This is a genomic window from Tsukamurella serpentis, assembly GCF_054780975.1.
On sequence record NZ_BAAGVH010000002.1, the window covers coordinates 886,154 to 905,074 of the forward strand.

Genomic DNA, 18,921 nt, shown 5'->3' on the forward strand with positions numbered 1-18,921 from the left:
GTCTCGGGCGTGGCAGCGGATCAGGTGCCCGCTTGCCAGGCTTTCCAGAAGGTGGCGTATCGACCGTTCGCGGCGACCAGTTCGTCGTGGCTGCCGTACTCCACGATCCGGCCGGCGTCGAGCACGGCGATGCGGTCCGCGACGGCGGCCTGGCTCAGTCGGTGGGCGACCAGGAGTGCGGTGCGGCCGTCGCAGGCGGCGGCCGCGGCCCGCTCCAGATCGGCCGCTCCCTTGCTGCCGGCTTCGGCGGTCGATTCGTCGAGGACCACCACCGGGAACCGGCCCAGGACGAGTTTGGCGAGCGCGAGCCGCGCGACGACGGTGCCGTCGAGCGGCTCACCGCCATCACCGACGGCGGTCTCGAGACCGTCCGGAAGGCTCCGGAGCCAGTCGTCGGCACCGACGATCGTCAGTGCGGCGATCAGCTCCGCATCGGTCGCTTCCGGATCGGCCAGCCGCAGGTCGTCGGCGAGCGATCCGGAGAACACGTGCGTCTCCTGCGTCAGCAGGCCGACGGCGCGGCGTACCAGGGTGGGATCGTCTGCGCCGACGTCGATCCCACCGATGTCGATCCGGCCGGTGTTCGCGGTCTGCAGGCCGCCGAGCAGCGCGGCGACCGTGGACTTCCCGGCGCCGGTCGCACCGACCAGTGCCAGTGTTCCGCCGGCGGGAATCTCGAAACTGACGTCTTCGATCACCGCGTGCGTCGAACCGGGATAACGGAATCCGACGCCGTCGAAGGTGACCGGCAGCGCATTCGAGTCGACTCCGGGGGCGGAACCGGGGCCGCCGACCATCGGTGTGTTCTGTGCCTCGTGCAACACACCGACCAGGCGGGTCATGCTCGCTCCGGCGCGCTGCGCCGAGTCGAAGGTGAACAGGATCGCACCGATCGGCCCGAACAGGCGGTGGAACAGCAGCGACGCGCTGGCCACGGCTCCGAGCGTGATCGCCCCGGACGGCAGCAGCGCAGCACCGACGATCACGATCAGCGCGAGGCCGATGAATTCGGCGCGGTTCTCCCGGCCGACGAATCGGCCGAAGTAACCGAAGGCCTCGATCCCCAGGTCGCGTACTCGCCGCGATCTGGTGCGCACGTCCGCCACGACCGGTCCCTCGATCCGGTAAGCCCGCACGGTGTCGATACCGTCGAGGCCCGCGATCACCGCCTGCGAGCGCTCGCCCTGGGCGATCCGCTGCTGCCGGTACAGCGGTGCCGACCGGGGCAGGTACCAGCGCAGGGCGATGGCGTAGAAGGGCAGTGCCATGGCGCCGGCCAGGCCGAGTCGCCAGTCCAGGCCGAACATGCCGGCCACGGCGATCGCGACCAGCACGGCCGCCGAGAGCACCGTGGGGACCGCCTTCGCGACGCCCTGCGCGACCTGGGCGACATCGTCACCGACCCGGGCCAGGACATCACCGCGACCCGCTTGCTCGATCCGGGTGCTGGGCAGCCGCAGCACCGAGTGAACGACTCCCTCACGCAGTTCCGCGAGCAGCAGTGCCCCGAGGCGGCCGATCAGGTACGTCGAAAGACCGGTGAGCACTGCGCCGACGATCGCCGCGATCGCCGCCGGTATCCCCACACTGAGCAGCAGGTCGGCGGGGTCGACGCCGGGTCGACCGACGCCATCGACGATCTTCTGCAGCAGCAGGATCGGGACGACCTGCCCCACCGCGCCGAGCACCGTCGACAGCGCGGTGGCCGCGGTGAGCCAACCGTGCCGGCGCAGGCCACTCAGGAGCCAACGTAGGCCGTCACCGCCGGAGACGGTCGCCAGGCGAGCGTCTCCGGCGGTGACGGATTCAGGGGTGTTCACTCGCGCGCGCTGACCGGCCGCATATCGGTCCAGTGCTCATCGACGAACTCCACGCACTCCAGGCGGGAGGCGGGCGCATCGGCGCCGTGCACGATCTGCCACCCGCCCGGAACCTCCTGGAAGGTGGGCCAGATCGAGTACTGCCCCTCCGCGTTGCGCAGCGCGTAGAAGGTGCCCGCTTCGTCGTCGAAGGGGTTAGGCACCGTTCACAGCCTTCACCACGCCCTCGATCGCGTAGGGCATCGCGGGCAGGGTGGCCTGCGACAGCGCGGCACCGATCGACGGTGCGTCCGAGTCGTTGAGGTACGAAACCTGGCCGGACTGCACCACCTTGAGCGCGGCGAATGCGGGAAGCGCCTTGATGGCGTTCTGATCCTCGGGATCGTTGATCACCAGCAGCCGGCCCACGTCGATGGCGTTGAGCCGCTCACTGGAGAGCGGGAACGAGAACTTCCCGCCGGAGAGGGCGTCGAGCTCGGGGGCGGGCTTGAAACCGAGGCCCTGCATGATCTGGCCGCGCACATCGGTGTTCGCGAACGGGTAGACCTGGTTCTTGTACCAGGACACGGCTGCCGCGGTCTGCTGCGCGAACTGCGGGTTCGCGGTGCGCAACTTGGTGTTGAGCGCGTCGATCTCCGCCAGCTTCGCCTTGGCCTGCTCCTCCTTGCCGATGGCCCGGGCGATCTGCTCGATCGTCTCGCGCCAGGTACCGGCGAACGCCTTGGCCTCGCTCTTGTTACGGGCCACCGTCGGCGCGATCGCGTTGAGCCGCTTGTAGGTGTCCTCGTCGATGTCGGAGTACACCGCAATGATCAGATCGGGCTTGAGCGAGGCGATCTTCTCCACGTCCGGCCCGGAGTCGCCGTTGGTCATCACGACCGCGGGGGTGTCCGTGCCCCACAGATCCTTGACCCACGGCCACTGCGTGTTGATGTCGGGCTTCTGATTGCCGGTGTTCGGATACTGGTCCGTCATACCGACCGGCTTGATGCCCAGCGAGAGCACGGTCTGGTCGTCGGTGTAGCCCACCGTGACCACTCGCTTCGGCGTCTCGGGCACCTTGGAGGTGCCGAAGAAGTGCTCCACCGAGCGGGTGTTGCCGGAGGCCCCCTTATCGTCCGTCGACGAGCCGCACCCGCTCGCCGCCAGCACGATCGCCATCGACGCCGTGACGGCACCGAGGATCCGCTTGAATGACATTGACTCTCCTTGCATCTATGTGACTACTCTTCCGCCATTATCGGCCGAGATACGCACCCGAGTCACCGAGGATCTTCTCGGCCGGGTGCTCGGCTCCGTCGGCGGTGCGGACCCGCTCGACGATCACCGCTCGGTTGGTCCCACGCCATGCGTCAGGTCCGGCGACGACGGCGATGCCGTCACCGTCGGGAACGCAGACCCGGCCCGGAGTACCGCCGAATCGCTTCGAGGACAACGATGCTCGCGTGATAGCGAGCCGCTCACCCCGGAATACCGTGTGCGCGTTCGGGTACGGGTCGGATTGTGCGCGGATCAACCGCTCGATCGCCTCCGCCGGCCAGGACCAATCGATTCTGCTGTCGGCATCGGAACGTTTGTGGAAGTAGGTGGCGGCGGCCGGGTCCTGCGGAACCGGCTGCGCGGTACCCGCCTCCAGCTCCGCGAGCGACCGGGTCACCAGCGGCCCGATCAGGTCGACGGTGCGGTGGAACAGGTCGACGGTGCGGTCCGCCGGCCCCACTGTGATGGACTCCTGGGCGACGATGGGACCGGTGTCCAGGCCGTCGTCCATCAGATGTGCGGTGACACCCACGTGGGTCTCGCCGTTGATCAGCGCCCAGATCAGCGGCGAGAAACCGGCGTAGCGCGGGAGCAGCGAGTCGTGGATGTTCAGGGTGCCCAGGCGCGGCATCGAGTAGATCGACTTCGGCAGCCAGGTGCGCCAGTTGTTCGCGACGATGATGTCGGGTTCCGCCCGGGTGACGGCCTCCAGCAGGGCGTCGTCCGGCTTCTTGGCCAGGTGCACGTCGACGCCGCGCTCGCGCGCCAGCTGCTCGACGGAGTCGTTCCACATCATCTCGTACGGGTTGTTCGAGACCGGGTGGGTGACGGCGAGCGTGACCTCGTGCCCGGCGTCGAGCACTGCCGAAAGGGTGCGGTGCCCCCAGGTCTGGAAGCCGAAGGTGACGACGCGCATCAGGCCCCCTTGGCGATGCCGGCCAGGCTGGTGTCGGCGACCAGGTTCTCCAGGATCTCACCGGAGCGCACCGCGACGTTCGACAGCAGCGTGGAGCCGAGCCCGTGGGTCGCCTCGGTGGCGCCCTGCACGTACAGCCCCGCCACCGGCGCTCCGTCGATCTCGAGCCGGTAGTCGCGGGCCACGCTCATCCGCTCGGGATCGATGTCCCAGCCGGAGAGCACGTCGGAGACACCGATCGAGCGGAATCCGGTGGCGCACACCACTGCCGTGTACTCCTGGGTGTGACGCACTCCGGAGAGCCGATCGTGGAGCTCGACACGAACACCGCTCTGGGCAGGGGTCACCGCACAGATCTCGGTGGCCGGCCGCATGAGTAGACGCCGGCGGCCGGTGACCTTCTCCTGGTACTCGACGGCGAACAGTTCGTTGATCAGTTCGATGTCCACGCAGCCGTAGTTCGTGGTGGCGTGACGGATCATCAGTTCCGAACGTACCTCCGCAGGTGCGTCGAAGAAGTCGTCCACCGCGGACGGGTCGAAGACCCGGTTGGCGTAGGGGCTGTCGTCGGCGGGCTGGAAGCCGTAGGAGCTGAATGCGCACTCGACCACCGCCTGCTGATACTCGCGGTGCAGGTACTGCGCGACTTCCGCCGCGCTCTGCCCGCCACCGACCACCAGGAATCGGTGTGGCGCTTGCGGGTCCAGGTTCGCAGCCGCCACATGTTCCAGCAGGCGGTGGTTGTGGAAGATCCGCTGATCTCCCCGCGCCCACTCCGGCAGTCGCTCCCGCAGACCGGTGGCCACGACCACCGAACGCGACCGCACCGCCTGCTCGCCCTCCGGACCCGAGTACACGACGCGCCAGCGCGCACCGTCGGTGGTGTCGGCGCCGAGGGATTCGACGGCGGTCACGGTGCAGCCGTAGGAGATCGGTGAGCCGACACTGTCGGCGACCCAGTTCAGGTAGTCGGTGAACTCGACGCGGGTGGGGAAGAAGGTCTGGTGATTGACGAAATCCACCAGCCGGCCACGATCCTCCAGATAGCTGAGGAAGGTGAACGGGCTACGCGGATTCCGCAGCGTGACAAGGTCCTTGAGGAACGCGATCTGCATCGTCGCACCGTCGAGCAGCATGCCCGGATGCCACGCGAAAGCCGGCTTGCGTTCGAGGATCGCCATTGAGATCACACCGAGCCCGGCGCGGTTGTACTCGTCGACCGCTGCGGCGAGGCCCAGGTTCGACGGTCCCGCTCCGATACCGACCACATCCACAGTGGTCTCCTGCTGTGCCATGAGACTCCATTCACTTTCCAACGGCGGCATGGATAGGATAGCCATACCTACACCCGACTGCCAGCTTGACGGGAGTGCGCCTGTGTCGATCACAGACCGCTCTCGGGTTATTGGTTAGCCTAACCTACTTCCCCATGGAGGGGTAGCACCCTCCCATCCATCGAACTTCGGGGAGATCCGGTTTCCACCATCGACGACGGCGGGGCAACTCGGGTGGGCAGGACTGAATTCCGCACTCCTGCGGACAGAAGAAGGGATCACCCAGCGACACTCCGTTTCCGTCGATCGCGCATCGCGCTCGCTGCCACCGCGGCGTTGGCCACCTTGCTCGCCGCTTGTGGTTCTGGCAACGCACCCGGCGAACAGTCCACACGCCTCGCCTCAGGATTCCCGGTATCGATCACCTCCGCCCTCAGCGCCGTCGAGATAACGAAGCAACCCGAACGGGTGGTCACTCTCGGCTGGGGAAGCACCGAGGCCGCACTCGCTCTCGGCGTCAGCGCAAGTCCTTTCTACCGCTGATCGATCCGCCGCTGGTGTTCGCGGTGAGCTCACCCAACGTGCTCAACATGCCGTGGCTGGTGGAGCGCTACGTTCCGCTGCTTTCCGCGGCGGCCGGGCACGCCAGCTGATCCGTCCACTCTGGAGGCCGCGGGTCACAGACCTGCGGCCTCCAGAGCCTGGTCGTAGCGATCGATGGCCTCATCGCGCGAGAGACCTGCGGCCAGCGCCTCGGCGTAAACGGCGCGCAGGCGGTCCTCTCCTGCCGCCTCGAACCGAGCGTTCCACTCCTCCGCACGGAAGCGCCAATAGCCCACCACATCAGCTCGATCGCGCGCCATGCCGACACCTCGGACGTGCTTCTTCGCCGCCCGCGTGTCGGCCGCCTCACCGGCCAGCCACAGGTAATCGTCGGCGCGCATGTCCAGGGCGCGCAGAGCCTCCGGCAACCGGCTGGGCGCCGCACCGTTGCCCGTGCCGACCAGCTCGATCACCTCGGTGCGTGGCCGTTCGGGCAGGTACCGCAGATCGTCACGGTCGAGGACCTCGGCGATCACCGTCACATTCACCTCTGCAGGAGTCGATTCCACGATCCGCGCCAGCGCCGGAAGCGCGGCGAGGTCGCCGGCAAGCACGTGCCTGCTCGCGTCGACCGGGGGCTCGTACCAGGAGCGCGGACCGGCGGCGAGCAGCCGCCAGCCGGGCTGCGCCGCACGGAACCAGTCGATCGCCGGACCGTGACCGTGCTCGGCCACATCCACCAGCATCCGGCGCGTTCGAGGATCGAAGCGGCGAACGGTGTAGTTGCGACTGCCCCGTTCGCGCTCGGAGTCGACGATCTCCCACCCGCCGAGCGCTCCGGGATCCTCGGAGAGCCGGGTCCGCAGTTCGGCGCCGTCGGGCGAGAAGTAGAAGGCGATGGCCTCGTCACCGGCGATGATCGGCAGGTACCCCTCGCCCGAACCACCGTCGACCTCGAATTCGAGACGCAGCAGGTTCTCGGTGACGGGCGAGGCATGCCTCAGCGTCAAGACGAAATCATTCCATTTCACGCGATCACTCCGTTTCGTGCGGGTCCGACACCGTCTGCCATCCCTGAGGTCAGGGTAGACTAACTTAGTGTTGGATAACCATAGTTCCTGGTAGGGAGGCGTCCCGGAGCGAGTCCGGCGCTGGTGAGGCAGAGTTGAGGCATGGAGTTACGCATCTTCGTCGAACCCCAGCAGGGTGCCACGTACGCCGATCAGCTCGCCGTCGCACGGACCGCCGAGGACGCCGGATTCGGAGCCTTCTTCCGCTCCGACCACTACCTGGCGATGAACGCCGAAGGTCTACCCGGACCCACGGATTCGTGGATCACCCTCGGCGGCATCGCCCGTGAGACCTCGTCGATCCGGCTCGGCACACTGGTCACCTCGGCGACCTTCCGCCGGCCCGGCCCCCTGGCCATCTCCGTCGCGCAGGTCGACGAGATGTCCCGAGGCCGGGTGGAGCTGGGGATCGGTGCGGGATGGTACCGATCCGAACACGCCGCCTACGCCATCGCATTCCCCGACGTCCCGGAACGCTTCGCCCGCTTCGAGGAGACGGTGGAGATCGTCACCGGACTGTGGGCCGCGACCGAGCCCTACTCGTTCGACGGTGCCTGGTACACGGTCACGGATTCACCGGGGCTGCCCAAACCCGTGCAGGCGCACGTGCCGATCATTCTCGGCGGCGCGGGCAAGAAGCGCAGTGCGACCCTCGCCGCCCGCTTCGCCGACGAGTACAACACCCCGTTCGTGCCGGTCGAGGAAGCGGCCGCGGTGTGGGGCCGGATCGACGCTGCCTGCGAGGCGGCCGAGCGTGACCCCAAGACGATGCTCAAATCGGCCGCACTGGTGGTGTGCGGTGGCCCGGATGCGGCCACCGTCGACCGTCGCGCGGCAGCGATCGGCCGGGAGCTACCCGAGCTGCGGGAGAACGGACTGGCCGGGTCCGCCGATGAGATCGTCGACAAGCTCGGCACATTCGCTCAGGCCGGGGCGTCGCGGGTGTACCTGCAGGTGCTCGACATGGGCGATCTGGCGCACGTCGAATGGATCGGCTCGCAGGTACTCCCCCAACTCGACCGGAGCTAGTCCGGCGGCCGGCCGGTACCGTCAGCCGAGGTTGCGGGCCAGGTGCCGGGCCAGCACCGCGGCGAACTCCGCGGGCTCGGCCACCGCGCCACCCTCCGCGAGCACCGCGGTGCCGTAGAGGATCTCGGCGGCGTCCTGCAGCGCGGCATCGTCACCGGAGGCGTCACCGGGGTCCGGCACCCGGTCCCGCAGCGCCTGCACCAGCTCGTTGTCCGGGTTCAGCTCCAGCGTGCGGCGGGTGTGCGGCACCTCCTGTCCGCTGGCGCGGTACATCTGCTCGAGTTGCGGTGTCAGATCGAACTCACCGCCCACCAGGCACGCCGGCGAGGTGGTCAGCCGGGAGGTCAGCCGAACCCCGGAGACCTTGTCCGCGAGAACCTCGGCGAGCCACGTGGTCAGCGGCTCGAAGCCCTCGGCCTGCGGGGCGTCGTCGTCCCCCAGATCGGCCTCGCCCTTGGCGACCGAGACGAACCGCTTCCCGTCGAACTCCGCGCCGGTGGTCCACAGTTCGTCGACCTGATCGGTGAGCAACAGCACCTCGAAGCCCTTGGCGGCGAACGCCTCCAGGTGCGGGGAGGATTCCAGCTGGCGCCGCGACTCGCCGGTGGCGTAGTAGATCACGTCCTGCCCCTCGGGCATCCGCGCGACGTACTCGGCGAGGCCCGTGGTGCCGCTCTCACTGAACGTCGACTCGAACGCCGATGCCTTGAGCAGGGTTTCGCGGTTCTCCTGGTCGTCGAGCAGCCCCTCCTTGAGGACCGCACCGAAGGCGGTCCAGAAGGTGTCGTACTTCTCCCGCTCGTTCTCCCGCATCGCCGTCACGGACTGCAGAACGCGCTTCACCAGGCGCTTGCGGATCATCACCAGGCGCCGGTCGTTCTGCAGGATCTCGCGGGAGACGTTGAGCGACAGGTCCTGCGCATCGACGACGCCCGCCACGAACCGGAGGTAGCCGGGCAGCAACGCCTCGCAGTGGTCCATGATGAACACCCGCTTGACGTACAGCGCGGGGCCAGGCTTGGTGTTCCGGTAGAACATGTCGAACGGTGGCATCGAGGGGATGAACAGCAGCGCCTGGTATTCGAACGTGCCCTCGGCGCGGACCGCGATGGTCTCCAGCGGCTCGTCGAAAGCGTGGCTGACGTGCCGGTAGAAGTCGGCGTACTCCTCGTCGGAGACCTCGTCCTTCGGGCGCGCCCACAGCGCCTGCATCGAGTTGAGGGTCTCCGGCTTCGGCGCCTCGCCCTCCGTCTCGCCCTCCGCCTGGTCGCCGTCCGGTGCCGGGAGAGCGGGGAGGCGGATCGGGAAAGCGATGAAATCGCTGTACCGGCGGACGATGCTGCGCAGCACCTGCTCGGACGTGTAGTCGTGCAGACTGTCGACGTCATCCTGCGCGCGCAGCTGCAGGGTGATCGCGGTGCCGTGCCCGTCGGGCACGTCGTCACCCGTGAGGTCGGTGACGGTGTAGGTGCCGTGCCCTTCGGACTCCCAGCGAGTAGCGGTATCCGCACCGGCCTTCCGGGTGACCAGGGTGACCTTGTCGGCGACCATGAAGGCCGAGTAGAAGCCGATGCCGAACTGGCCGATCAGCTCCGCAGAGGCGCCCTGCTCCTTGGCCTGCTTGGCGGCCTCCAGCTTGTGCCGCAGCTCACCGGTGCCGGATTTGGCGAGCGTGCCGATCAGCTCCACCACCTCGTCGCGGCTCATACCGATGCCGTTGTCCGCGACGGTGAGGGTGCGGGACTCGGCATCGGTGCGCAGCTCGATGTGCAGATCGGAGACGTCGGCGTCGAGATCCTTGTCCTGGTAGGCCTGCAACCGCAGCTTGTCCAGTGCGTCCGAAGCGTTGGAGATCAGCTCACGCAGGAAGATGTCCTTCTCCGAGTACACGGAGTGGATCATCAGCGATAGCAGCTGGTCGGTTTCGGCCTGGAACTGCAGGGTCTGCGCGGTCACGTCTCTCGCCTCTCCTCGTACGACGGTGCACCGTCGATTCTGCCAACCGCGTCGGCGCGGATTTCAGGCGGTATCACCGTCGGAAGTCGAACGCGAGGTGCACGGGCGAGCGATGCACGTCAGCCCTCCCCGCTCGAGCCGGTCGGACCGACTCGGGCGGGAAGGGCTGACGTGGGTGGGCTGCCGATCCGTCAGCGCGCGGTGAACGATCCGCTTCCCGGTGTGGCCGGGAAGAACGGTCCGTTCGCACCCGGCGCAGGGGTGATATGGCTGGTGAAAGTGATCTTGCCCGGGTTCACGTACGCGTCGACGACCTTCGGTGCGTTGCCGTAGCCGAACCCACACGGGTTGACGGTGACGCTACCGCCGCGGTTCACCGAGACGTTCCAGAAGTCGACCCGCATGTAGCGCTGCCCGGCCGTCGTCGCGCAGACGTCCGGAGGGGTCGGCACGGAGATCCGCACCTTCCCGGAGACATCGGTGCTCTCAACGGCGATCGATGCGCGCCAGATCTTCGGGATCAGCATGCCGCTGTGAGTAGTGGTGACGGCCGGGACCTGGGCGATCGGTAGCGGTGCGGCTTGGGCCGTTCCCGCAGTGGTCGTGGAGATGAATCCGGCGCCGACGATTCCGGCGACGAGGAGCTTCTTGGTCGTGTTCACGATCTATCCTCCGTGCTCGAAAGGGTGGCGCCCTGGGCTTGAGCGCGATTCCAGTAGCCAATTCGGTACGGGCGCGCACTCCGTTACATCAGAAACCGGCGTTCTGTTGCCATACAGCCGGCCATGGCGGTGCAGGGCAGCAGAACGCCGGTTCCTGAAACGGGGCGGGCCCGACACCGTCGCAGTGCGACGATGCCGGGCCCGGTAGTAGCCGAGTGGCTGGACTCAGAAGTCCATGCCGCCCATGCCGCCGGTCGGATCGACCGGGGCACCGGCCTTCTCCGGCTTGTCGGCGACGACGGCCTCAGTGGTGAGGAACAGCGCCGCGATCGAAGCTGCGTTCTGCAGCGCCGAGCGGGTGACCTTCACCGGGTCGTTGATGCCGGCGGCCAGCAGGTCCTCGTACACACCGGTGGCGGCGTTGAGGCCGGTGCCGGCGGGCGAGTTGCGGACCTTCTCGGCCACGACGCCGGGCTCGAGGCCGGCGTTGATGGCGATCTGCTTGACCGGAGCGTCCAGCGCGACCTTGACGATGTTCGCGCCGGTGGCCTCGTCGCCCTCGAGATCGAGGGAGTCGAAGACCTTGCCGGACTGGGCCAGAGCAGCGCCACCACCGGCGACGATGCCCTCCTCGACGGCCGCCTTGGCGTTGCGCACGGCGTCCTCGATGCGGTGCTTGCGCTCCTTGAGCTCGACCTCGGTGGCGGCACCGGCCTTGATGACGGCCACGCCGCCGGCCAGCTTCGCCAGACGCTCCTGCAGCTTCTCACGGTCGTAATCGGAGTCGCTGTTGTCGATCTCGGCACGGATCTGCGAGACGCGGCCCGCGATCTGCTCCTTCGAGCCGGCACCGTCGACGATGGTGGTCTCGTCCTTGGTGACGACGACCTGGCGGGCCTGGCCGAGCACCTCGAGGCCGGCGGTGTCCAGCGACAGACCGATCTCCTCGGAGATGACCTGGCCACCGGTGAGGATGGCCATGTCCTGCAGCATCGCCTTGCGACGGTCGCCGAAGCCGGGGGCCTTGATGGCGACCGACTTGAAGGTGCCGCGGATCTTGTTGACGATGAGCGTCGACAGGGCCTCACCCTCGACGTCCTCGGCGATGATCGCGAGCGGCTTGCCCGACTGGATGACCTTCTCCAGCAGCGGCAGCAGGTCCTTGACGTTCGAGATCTTGCTCGAGACCAGCAGGACGTAGGCGTCCTCGAGCACGGCCTCCTGACGCTCGGCGTCGGTGGCGAAGTAGCCCGAGATGAAGCCCTTGTCGAAGCGCATACCCTCGGTCAGCTCCAGCTGGAGACCGAAGGTGTTGCTCTCCTCGACGGTGATGACACCTTCCTTGCCGACCTTGTCCATCGCCTCGGCGATGAGCTCACCGATGGCCGGGTCGCCGGCCGAGATACCCGCGGTGGCAGCGATCTGCTCCTTGGTCTCGACCTCCTTGGCCTCCTTGAGCAGCTGATCGGTCACGGCCACGACGGCCTTCTCGATGCCGCGCTTGAGGCCCATCGGGTTCGCACCCGCGGCCACGTTGCGCAGGCCCTCGCGCACCAGCGCCTGAGCCAGAACGGTAGCGGTGGTGGTGCCGTCGCCCGCGACGTCGTCGGTCTTCTTGGCGACCTCCTTGACGAGCTCGGCACCGATCTTCTCGTAGGGATCCTCGAGCTCGATCTCCTTAGCGATGGAGACACCATCGTTGGTGATCGTGGGGGCGCCCCACTTCTTCTCCAGGACGACGTTGCGGCCCTTGGGACCGAGCGTCACCTTGACAGCGTCGGCGAGGACGTTCAGGCCCCGCTCGAGACCGCGGCGGGCCTCTTCGTCGAACGCGATGATCTTGGCCATTGCGAAGTGATTCCTCCAGATAGGGGCCGGTCCGGCCCGTACTTTGGACACGTCTTCTAGGTCGATTCGGTGCCCGCGACGGACGACCCGGCGTGTCACCTCCGCGGCTACGCGGAGGGCCCGGCCTCACCTACCTGACCTAGCACTCACGTTATCCGAGTGCTAAGTCGTTTCTAGCACTCGACACAATCGAGTGCAAGGTCGTCCATCGCCGCCCCGGCGGGGCCGGTCCACTGCTGGGTAGTATCCGGTCATGGCAACCCCGGTATTGGAGTCGAGCGTCGTGATCGACGCCCCCGTCGAGAAGGTCTGGGCCGTGGTGTCGGACCTCGCGAGCATGGGGCGGCGCAGCCCGCAGTGCAAGAAGGTGTTCGTCTTCGGCGGCCCCATCAAGGTGGGCACCCGCATGCTGAACATCAACCGACAGGGCTGGAAGGTCTGGCCCACCAACACTCAGGTCACCGAGTTCACCGAGAACGAGCGGGTCGCGTTCAAGGTCATCGAGAACAACTCGACCTGGAGCTTCACCCTGGTGCCCGACGGGGACCGGACCACCGTCGTCGAGCGACGGGAGGCACCCGGCGGACGGACCTCCGCGGTGAGCAGCCTGCTGGTCGGCGCACTGCTCGGCGGCAACGCCGATTTCGAGCGCAGCCTGCTGGTCGGGATGAAGCAGACCCTCTCGCACATCAAGACCGACGCCGAGAAGTAGCCGCGCCGCAGTTACTTCGGGGCTCCCTGCAGCAGCAGGTACGAGGCACCCGCGGCCTGCTTCGCGCGAGCCTCCTGCCCGTCACCGACCTCGGCGAGGTACCGGCCCACCGGCACCACGCAGTACGCCTCGGTGTCCCTCGCACTGGGATACTTCCGGTAGGTCGCACACCGACCGCCGGGAACCCCCTTGATCGTGGACTCGACCGACCCCTCGTAGAAGCTCTTGATCTCGGACAGGAATCGGTCCGCGAGTAGTTCCGCAGCGGCGGCGTCCTTCGCCCGGTAGACCATGTTGCCGGCCCGGGCGACCAGATCGACACCGGTATCGGCGAAGTTCTTCACCGACGCCGGGATGTCCGTCTGGTTGACCACGGTGGAGCGCGCCGGGACGGTCGCGTTCCTCTGTGACGGTGCGGCCAGGGTGTACCGGAGCAGGTTGTCGCGGTCGACGGCCAGGGTGGAGAACTTGTCCACCGGAGTGGGGGCGAAACCGTCGAGCGCCTTGCCCTGCAGGTCGAAGAACTTCTTGATCGACTCCGGGCCGACCGTCATGTAGAAGGCCAGCACGAACTGTCCCCGCGCCAGCACGCCCGCGTACGAGACCGTATTGGTGCGGTCCCACTTCTTCGAGTACACCTTCGCCTCCGGATAGCCGGGCACGCTCTCCGGAACCTTCGGCTGCGACGCCGCGCCGAAGACGTCCTTCTCCGGCCCCATGATCGCCGGATTGGCCACCGCCGCGGCGGCCGCGGCGGGATCCTTCATCCGGAACACCCCCATCACGACCTGCTTGCTGCCGGCCGAACTGCTCGTGCCCGGCTTCGTGTCGTTCGCCGAGGTGTAACTCCCGACCTCCATATCGTGCAGCGCAACACCGATACCCTCACCGAACGTCGAACTCAGACTCGGCTTGCCCACGGTCGACCGCCCGTTGTACCGCGTCGACGGATCGATGTCCGGGGGCAGCGGAATGGTCTCGACCATCCGGTAGCCTTCCACCGCTCGCCCCTCCGTCTCGCTGGTGGGACCGATCGAGCGCGGGGTCGTGGCGAAAGAACCGGTATCCGGCTTGGGGATCGCCGACGGGTCGGCAACCGGATCACCGGCCACCGTCGTCGAGCATCCGGTGAGTACCAAGGTCGCTCCCACCGCGACCGCGACCAACTTGCGCACCATCGATTCCTCCTCTGGATCCACCCGAGTCAATCACGGACCACTCCGGCACGCCGACCCGCGCTATCGTGAGCCGATGACGGACAGCAGCCTGCGCGACACCGTCGCCGCTCTGATGGGAACCGCCCGGACGGACCTCGCCGAACTGCTCTCGCACCCGTCCGTGCACCAGAGCGCCGAGTTTGGACCCGAACCGGGCCGCCGGTCCGCACAGTGGGTCGCGGACGCCTTCGCCGACGCGGGAATCGGGGCGATCGAGCAGATCACCACCTCCGACGGTTCGATCGCGATCGTCGGCCACAGCCCCGCGCCGGACGGTGCTCCGACGGTGCTCCTCTACAGCCACCACGACGTCCAGCCACCCGGCCCGCGCGAGGCCTGGGACAGCGACCCGTTCACCCTCACCGCACGCCCCGGACCCGACGGTGCCGAACGCTGGTACGGCCGCGGCGCGGCCGACTGCAAGGGCAACCTGATCGCGCACCTGACCGCTCTCCGGGCGGTCCGACGGCAGTACGGCGAGCCGCCGGTGGGCGTGCGGATCATCATCGAGGGCTCGGAGGAAGCGGGAGGCGCCAGACTCGACGACCTGATCGCCGCGCGCCCCGATCTGGCCCGGGCCGACCTGATCGTGATCGGCGACACCGGGAACGTCGCCGTCGGACGTCCCACGCTGACCACCTCCCTGCGCGGCGTTGCCATGGTGCGGGTGCGGCTGCGCACCGGCCGCAGCGATCTGCACTCCGGCGCTTTCGGCGGCGCCGCTCCGGACGCCCTCGCCGCGCTGATCGCGCTCCTCGCGACCCTGCGCGACGAGCACGGCGACACCACGATCGACGGTCTGGACGCCACCGGCCGGTGGGCCGGTGAGCCCTACGACCGGGGCGCCTTCACCGCTGACGCCGCACTGGTCGACGGTGCCGAGGTGCTGGGCTCGGGCACCATCGCCGACCAGCTGTGGGCGCGACCCGCGGTCACCGTCATCGGACTCGACGCCCCGCCGACCGCGACCGCCGCCGCGGCGATCCAGCCGCAGGCGGGTGCACTGCTGAACCTGCGGGTACCGCCCGGCACCGATCCGCGGGCCGCGGGCGAGCTGCTGCTGGCGCACCTACGCGCGCACACCCCGTGGGGCGCACAGCTCGACGCGGAGATCGAATCCGTCGGTGAGCCCTTCGCCGCCGAGACCGGGGGCCCCGGGTACACCGCGCTGCGCGCCGCACTGTCCGAGGCCTACGACGGCGCGGAGGTCGTCGCCAGCGGGCAGGGCGGCTCGATCCCGCTGTGCACCCAGCTCCGCCGCGCGGCACCGGACGCCGAGATCGCACTACTGGGGGTGGAGGAGCCGTTGTGCCGGATCCACGCGCCCAATGAATCGGTGGATCCGGAGGAGCTGCGGCGCACCGCGCTGGCCGAGGCGCTGTTGCTCTCCCGGCTCGCGGGCCCACGCGAATGAGACCGGTCGAGGATCACCGCGCCGAGGTCGCGGCACTGGTACCGGGCCCACGCCTGGTCGAACTGCCTCCCGAGCAGGCCCTCGGACTGACCCTGGCGCGGGATCTGTGGGCACCGATATCCCTGCCCCCGTTCACCAATTCGGCGATGGACGGTTACGCGGTCCGCGCGGCCGAGGCGGTCGCCGGGGCGGTGTTACCGGTGGCCTACGACGTTCCCGCCGGGCGCAGCGACGTACCGCCGCTTCCAACCGGTGCGGCCTGCCGGATCATGACCGGCGCCGCAGTCCCCGACGGCGCCGACGCGATCGTTCCGGTCGAGCAGACCGACGGCGGCATCGAGCGGGTGCGGATCGACACCACCCCCGAACCCGGCCGCTTCTTCCGCGCCGCGGGTAGCGACATCGCCGCCGGGGAGATCGCGTTGCACGCCGGCGAGACGGTGCACGCGGCCACCGTCGGTCTCGCGGCGGCACTCGGACTGACCACCATCGCGGTTCTGCGCCCGCCGCACATCGCGGTGCTGTCCACCGGTTCCGAACTGGTCGAACCCGGGACCCCGCTACTGCCGGGGCAGATCTACGAGTCGAACGCGCCGATGCTGGCCGCCGCGATCCGCGAGGCCGGAGCCGGAGCCGAGGTCCTGCGGATGGTCGCCGATCACCCCGACGATCTGCTGCAGCGGCTCGCGGACCGGCTGGCGCGCGGTGACATCGACGTGGTGGTGACCACCGGCGGGGTCAGCGCCGGGGCGTACGAGGTGGTCAAGGACGCGCTCACCGACCGTGGTGTGCGGTTCACCAAGGTCGCGATGCAGCCCGGGATGCCGCAGGGCTGCGGCACCGTCGACCTGGGCGGAGTGAGCACCCCCTTCGTCACCTTCCCCGGCAATCCGGTCAGTGCAATGGTCTCGTTCGAGGTCTTCCTGCGGCCCGCACTCCGGGCCGTCATGGGCCTGCCGGACCGGCCGAGGGTGCGACTACCGCTCGAAGGGGAGGTCCAGTCCACCCCGGGGAAGCGCCAGTACTTCCGCGGATGCCTGATTCGGACCGAGGACGGTACCGATTCGGTCTCAGTTCACGGTGGCGCGAGCTCGCACTACCTACGATGGTTGGCACAGGCGGACTGTCTGCTGGATGTGGCACCAGAGGTCAAGCACCTGGCCGACGGCGCGAGCGTGGACGTGATCCTCCTGCGACAACCGAAGAAGGAGACACCATGATTACTCAGTACGCAGACGCCCTATACGCCGCTGGTGGCGTGGAGAAGGTCGGCTGGATCGCCTGGATCGTCATCGGCGGCCTCGCCGGCTGGATCGCCAGCATGTTCATGGGAACCGACAGGCAGCAGGGCCTGCTGCTCAACATCGTCGTCGGCATCGTCGGCGGCCTGCTCGGCGGCTTCATCCTCAAGCTCCTCGGCGTCAACGTCGCAGGCGGAGGTTACTTCTTCACCTTCCTCACCGCCGTCGCCGGCGCATGCATCCTCCTGTTCATCGTGAAGCTGGTCACCGGCCGCAGGGGATAGCGGCCGCGGGTGCGAGAATGTCACCCGATCATGACCGCGAACAGAGAGGACGTCAGGTGGCGCGCCGACCCCGCACGCCGGTCGACGGGCATCTGACCGAGCACTCCACCGGCATCGAGCACGTCACCGAGCTCATCCGGCACACCGTTCCGCCGCTGCACCCCGCAGGGGTCCCGTTCATCGCGGGATCCCTCGGGGTGGCCGCGGTCGGGCGGCGCCGGCGCTGGATCCGCGTCCCCGCTCTCCTCACCGCCGCCGCCTGCGCCGGCTTCTTCCGGCACCCGCCGCGCGTCCCCCCGACCACGGAGGCGGTCGCCGTCGCACCCGCCGACGGCGAGGTCACCCTGGTCGACACCCACGTCCCGCCCGCCGAGCTCGGTCTGGGCTCCGAGCCGCTACCCCGGGTCTCGATCTTCCTGTCCGTCTTCGACGCCCACGTCCAGCGCGCACCGCTGCCCGGCGTGGTCGACACCGTCGTGCACACCGACGGACAGTTCCTCTCCGCCGACCTCCCCGAGGCCAGCGACCGCAACGAGCGCAGTTCCCTGCGCCTGGCCACCGAGTACGGCCCGATCGGCGTGGTGCAGATCGCGGGCATGGTGGCCCGCCGCATCCGCACCGACGCCGGACCCGGCGACAGCCTCGAACTGGGCCAGACCTACGGCATCATCCGATTCGGTTCGCGGGTGGACACCTACTTCCCCACCGGCACCGAGCTCACCGTCTACAGCGGTCAGCGGGCGATCGCCGCCGAGACCGTGATCGCGCGGCTGCAATGACCCCCGGCAACGGCGCCCCCCGCCCGGTCGGCGTGATGATCCTGCCGTCGATGCTGACGGTGGCCGCACTGTGCGCCGGCCTGACCGGCGTGCGTTTCGCCGCCGACGGCAAGGTCGACCTGGCGATCATGCTGGTCATGGTCGCGGCGATCCTGGACGGCGTCGACGGCCGGGTCGCCCGGCTGTTGGGTGCCTCCACCAAGATCGGCGCCGAGCTCGATTCCCTGGCCGATGCCATCAACTTCGGTGTCACACCCGCCCTGATCCTGTACTTCGCGTGCTTCCCCGGCTCACCGGTGGCGTGGATGGTGGCGCTGCTGTTCGCGGTCGCGATGGTGCTGCGGCTGGCCCGGTTCAACACCCTGGCCGCCGATCCCACCGCCCCGGCCTACACCAAGGACTTCTTCGTCGGCGTACCCGCACCCGCCGGCGCCCTGCTGGTGATGGCGCCGCTCGCGGCGCTGCAGCAGTGGGGCGCGGGCTGGTGGTCGAACACCGCCACCGTCGCCGTGTGGACCCTGGCGATCGCCGCGCTGACCGTCTCCCGGATCCCTACCTCCAGCTTCAAGACGATGACCGTCGACCCGGCCAAGGCCGCGCTGGTGCTGGTACTGGTGGCCGGCCTGGCCGCTCTGGTCGTCACCTACCCGTACATCGCCCTGCTGGTGGTGGCGCTGGCCTACCTGCTGCACATCCCGTTCGCGTGGCGCTCCAAGCGCTGGGTCGCGGCCCGTCCGGCCGCTTGGGACACCAAACCCGCCGAGCGTCGTGCGATGCGCCGCGAGCAGCGCCGGCCGGTCCGGCCCCGCCGCCGGGCCGCGACCGCCGGACGGGGCGGACGCCGCACCGCCGCACGCCTGGGCCTGCGCCGCCCCACCCGCGAGGACTGATCGCAC

The 18,921-nt window shown here is 68.7% G+C and carries 17 protein-coding genes; 7 read left to right on the plus strand and 10 right to left on the minus strand.

The genetic code is table 11. From position 1 onward, the window contains the following. Positions 1–20: 20 nt before the first annotated feature. The 6 genes from ACYVHG_RS06690 to ACYVHG_RS06715 all read right to left on the minus strand — a co-directional run bounded on the left by ACYVHG_RS06690 (position 21) and on the right by ACYVHG_RS06715 (position 6,823). Entirely contained in the window at positions 21–1,820 is a 1,800-nt protein-coding gene (locus ACYVHG_RS06690; protein ID WP_461166621.1) for an ABC transporter ATP-binding protein, read from the minus strand. After that, positions 1,817–2,023, minus strand: a complete 207-nt coding sequence (locus ACYVHG_RS06695) for an MbtH family protein (protein ID WP_461166622.1) — start codon at positions 2,021–2,023, stop codon at positions 1,817–1,819. The genes ACYVHG_RS06690 and ACYVHG_RS06695 overlap by 4 nt, the downstream gene beginning before the upstream one ends. After that, positions 2,016–3,020 carry an iron-siderophore ABC transporter substrate-binding protein gene (locus ACYVHG_RS06700; RefSeq protein ID WP_461166623.1) on the minus strand — a complete coding sequence of 335 codons (1,005 nt, stop codon included), beginning with the start codon at positions 3,018–3,020 and terminating at the stop codon, positions 2,016–2,018. Before ACYVHG_RS06700 ends, ACYVHG_RS06695 begins: the two co-directional genes overlap by 8 nt. A 37-nt stretch (positions 3,021–3,057) precedes the next feature. Further along, positions 3,058–3,996, minus strand: a complete 939-nt coding sequence (locus ACYVHG_RS06705; protein WP_461166624.1) for a methionyl-tRNA formyltransferase — start codon at positions 3,994–3,996, stop codon at positions 3,058–3,060. Next, positions 3,996–5,291, minus strand: a complete 1,296-nt coding sequence (locus ACYVHG_RS06710; protein ID WP_461166625.1) for a lysine N(6)-hydroxylase/L-ornithine N(5)-oxygenase family protein — start codon at positions 5,289–5,291, stop codon at positions 3,996–3,998. The genes ACYVHG_RS06705 and ACYVHG_RS06710 overlap by 1 nt, the downstream gene beginning before the upstream one ends. A gap of 656 nt (positions 5,292–5,947) precedes the next feature. Then, positions 5,948–6,823, minus strand: a complete 876-nt coding sequence (locus ACYVHG_RS06715) for a siderophore-interacting protein (RefSeq protein ID WP_461166626.1) — start codon at positions 6,821–6,823, stop codon at positions 5,948–5,950. 162 nt (positions 6,824–6,985) lie between these two features. On the opposite strand from ACYVHG_RS06715, the gene ACYVHG_RS06720 reads away from it, so the two are divergent. Next, complete coding sequence (locus ACYVHG_RS06720; RefSeq protein ID WP_461166627.1) at positions 6,986–7,912, plus strand: LLM class F420-dependent oxidoreductase; 927 nt, start codon at positions 6,986–6,988, stop codon at positions 7,910–7,912. Positions 7,913–7,933: 21 nt separating this feature from the next. Here ACYVHG_RS06720 and htpG read toward each other — a convergent pair whose 3' ends face one another. The 3 genes from htpG to groL all read right to left on the minus strand — a co-directional run bounded on the left by htpG (position 7,934) and on the right by groL (position 12,378). After that, positions 7,934–9,868: a molecular chaperone HtpG gene (gene htpG, locus ACYVHG_RS06725; protein ID WP_461166628.1), complete on the minus strand. Its 1,935-nt coding sequence runs from the start codon at positions 9,866–9,868 to the stop codon at positions 7,934–7,936. Positions 9,869–10,059: 191 nt separating this feature from the next. Continuing rightward, complete coding sequence (locus ACYVHG_RS06730; RefSeq protein WP_461166629.1) at positions 10,060–10,530, minus strand: hypothetical protein; 471 nt, start codon at positions 10,528–10,530, stop codon at positions 10,060–10,062. Positions 10,531–10,755: 225 nt separating this feature from the next. Beyond that, complete coding sequence (groL, locus tag ACYVHG_RS06735) at positions 10,756–12,378, minus strand: chaperonin GroEL (RefSeq protein ID WP_461166630.1); 1,623 nt, start codon at positions 12,376–12,378, stop codon at positions 10,756–10,758. 253 nt (positions 12,379–12,631) lie between these two features. On the opposite strand from groL, the gene ACYVHG_RS06740 reads away from it, so the two are divergent. Continuing rightward, positions 12,632–13,090 carry an SRPBCC family protein gene (locus tag ACYVHG_RS06740; protein ID WP_461166631.1) on the plus strand — a complete coding sequence of 153 codons (459 nt, stop codon included), beginning with the start codon at positions 12,632–12,634 and terminating at the stop codon, positions 13,088–13,090. An 11-nt stretch (positions 13,091–13,101) separates the two neighbouring features. Here ACYVHG_RS06740 and ACYVHG_RS06745 read toward each other — a convergent pair whose 3' ends face one another. After that, a complete protein-coding gene (locus ACYVHG_RS06745) occupies positions 13,102–14,268 on the minus strand; it encodes a DUF7373 family lipoprotein (protein ID WP_461166632.1) in 1,167 nt (388 codons plus the stop codon). A 73-nt stretch (positions 14,269–14,341) separates the two neighbouring features. Here ACYVHG_RS06745 and ACYVHG_RS06750 point away from each other — a divergent pair, with 73 nt between their 5' ends. The 5 genes from ACYVHG_RS06750 to ACYVHG_RS06770 are packed head-to-tail and all read left to right on the plus strand — an operon-like array spanning position 14,342 to position 18,915. Further along, on the plus strand, positions 14,342–15,721 hold the full coding sequence (locus tag ACYVHG_RS06750) for a M20/M25/M40 family metallo-hydrolase (protein ID WP_461166633.1): 1,380 nt from the start codon (positions 14,342–14,344) through the stop codon (positions 15,719–15,721). Beyond that, positions 15,718–16,941: a molybdopterin molybdotransferase MoeA gene (locus tag ACYVHG_RS06755; protein ID WP_461166634.1), complete on the plus strand. Its 1,224-nt coding sequence runs from the start codon at positions 15,718–15,720 to the stop codon at positions 16,939–16,941. Before ACYVHG_RS06750 ends, ACYVHG_RS06755 begins: the two co-directional genes overlap by 4 nt. Then, on the plus strand, positions 16,938–17,246 hold the full coding sequence (locus tag ACYVHG_RS06760) for a GlsB/YeaQ/YmgE family stress response membrane protein (RefSeq protein WP_461166635.1): 309 nt from the start codon (positions 16,938–16,940) through the stop codon (positions 17,244–17,246). The genes ACYVHG_RS06755 and ACYVHG_RS06760 overlap by 4 nt, the downstream gene beginning before the upstream one ends. 56 nt (positions 17,247–17,302) lie before the next feature. Continuing rightward, positions 17,303–18,025 carry a phosphatidylserine decarboxylase gene (locus tag ACYVHG_RS06765; RefSeq protein ID WP_461166636.1) on the plus strand — a complete coding sequence of 241 codons (723 nt, stop codon included), beginning with the start codon at positions 17,303–17,305 and terminating at the stop codon, positions 18,023–18,025. Further along, complete coding sequence (locus tag ACYVHG_RS06770; protein WP_461166637.1) at positions 18,022–18,915, plus strand: CDP-alcohol phosphatidyltransferase family protein; 894 nt, start codon at positions 18,022–18,024, stop codon at positions 18,913–18,915. Before ACYVHG_RS06765 ends, ACYVHG_RS06770 begins: the two co-directional genes overlap by 4 nt. The last annotated feature ends 6 nt before the right edge of the window (positions 18,916–18,921 follow it).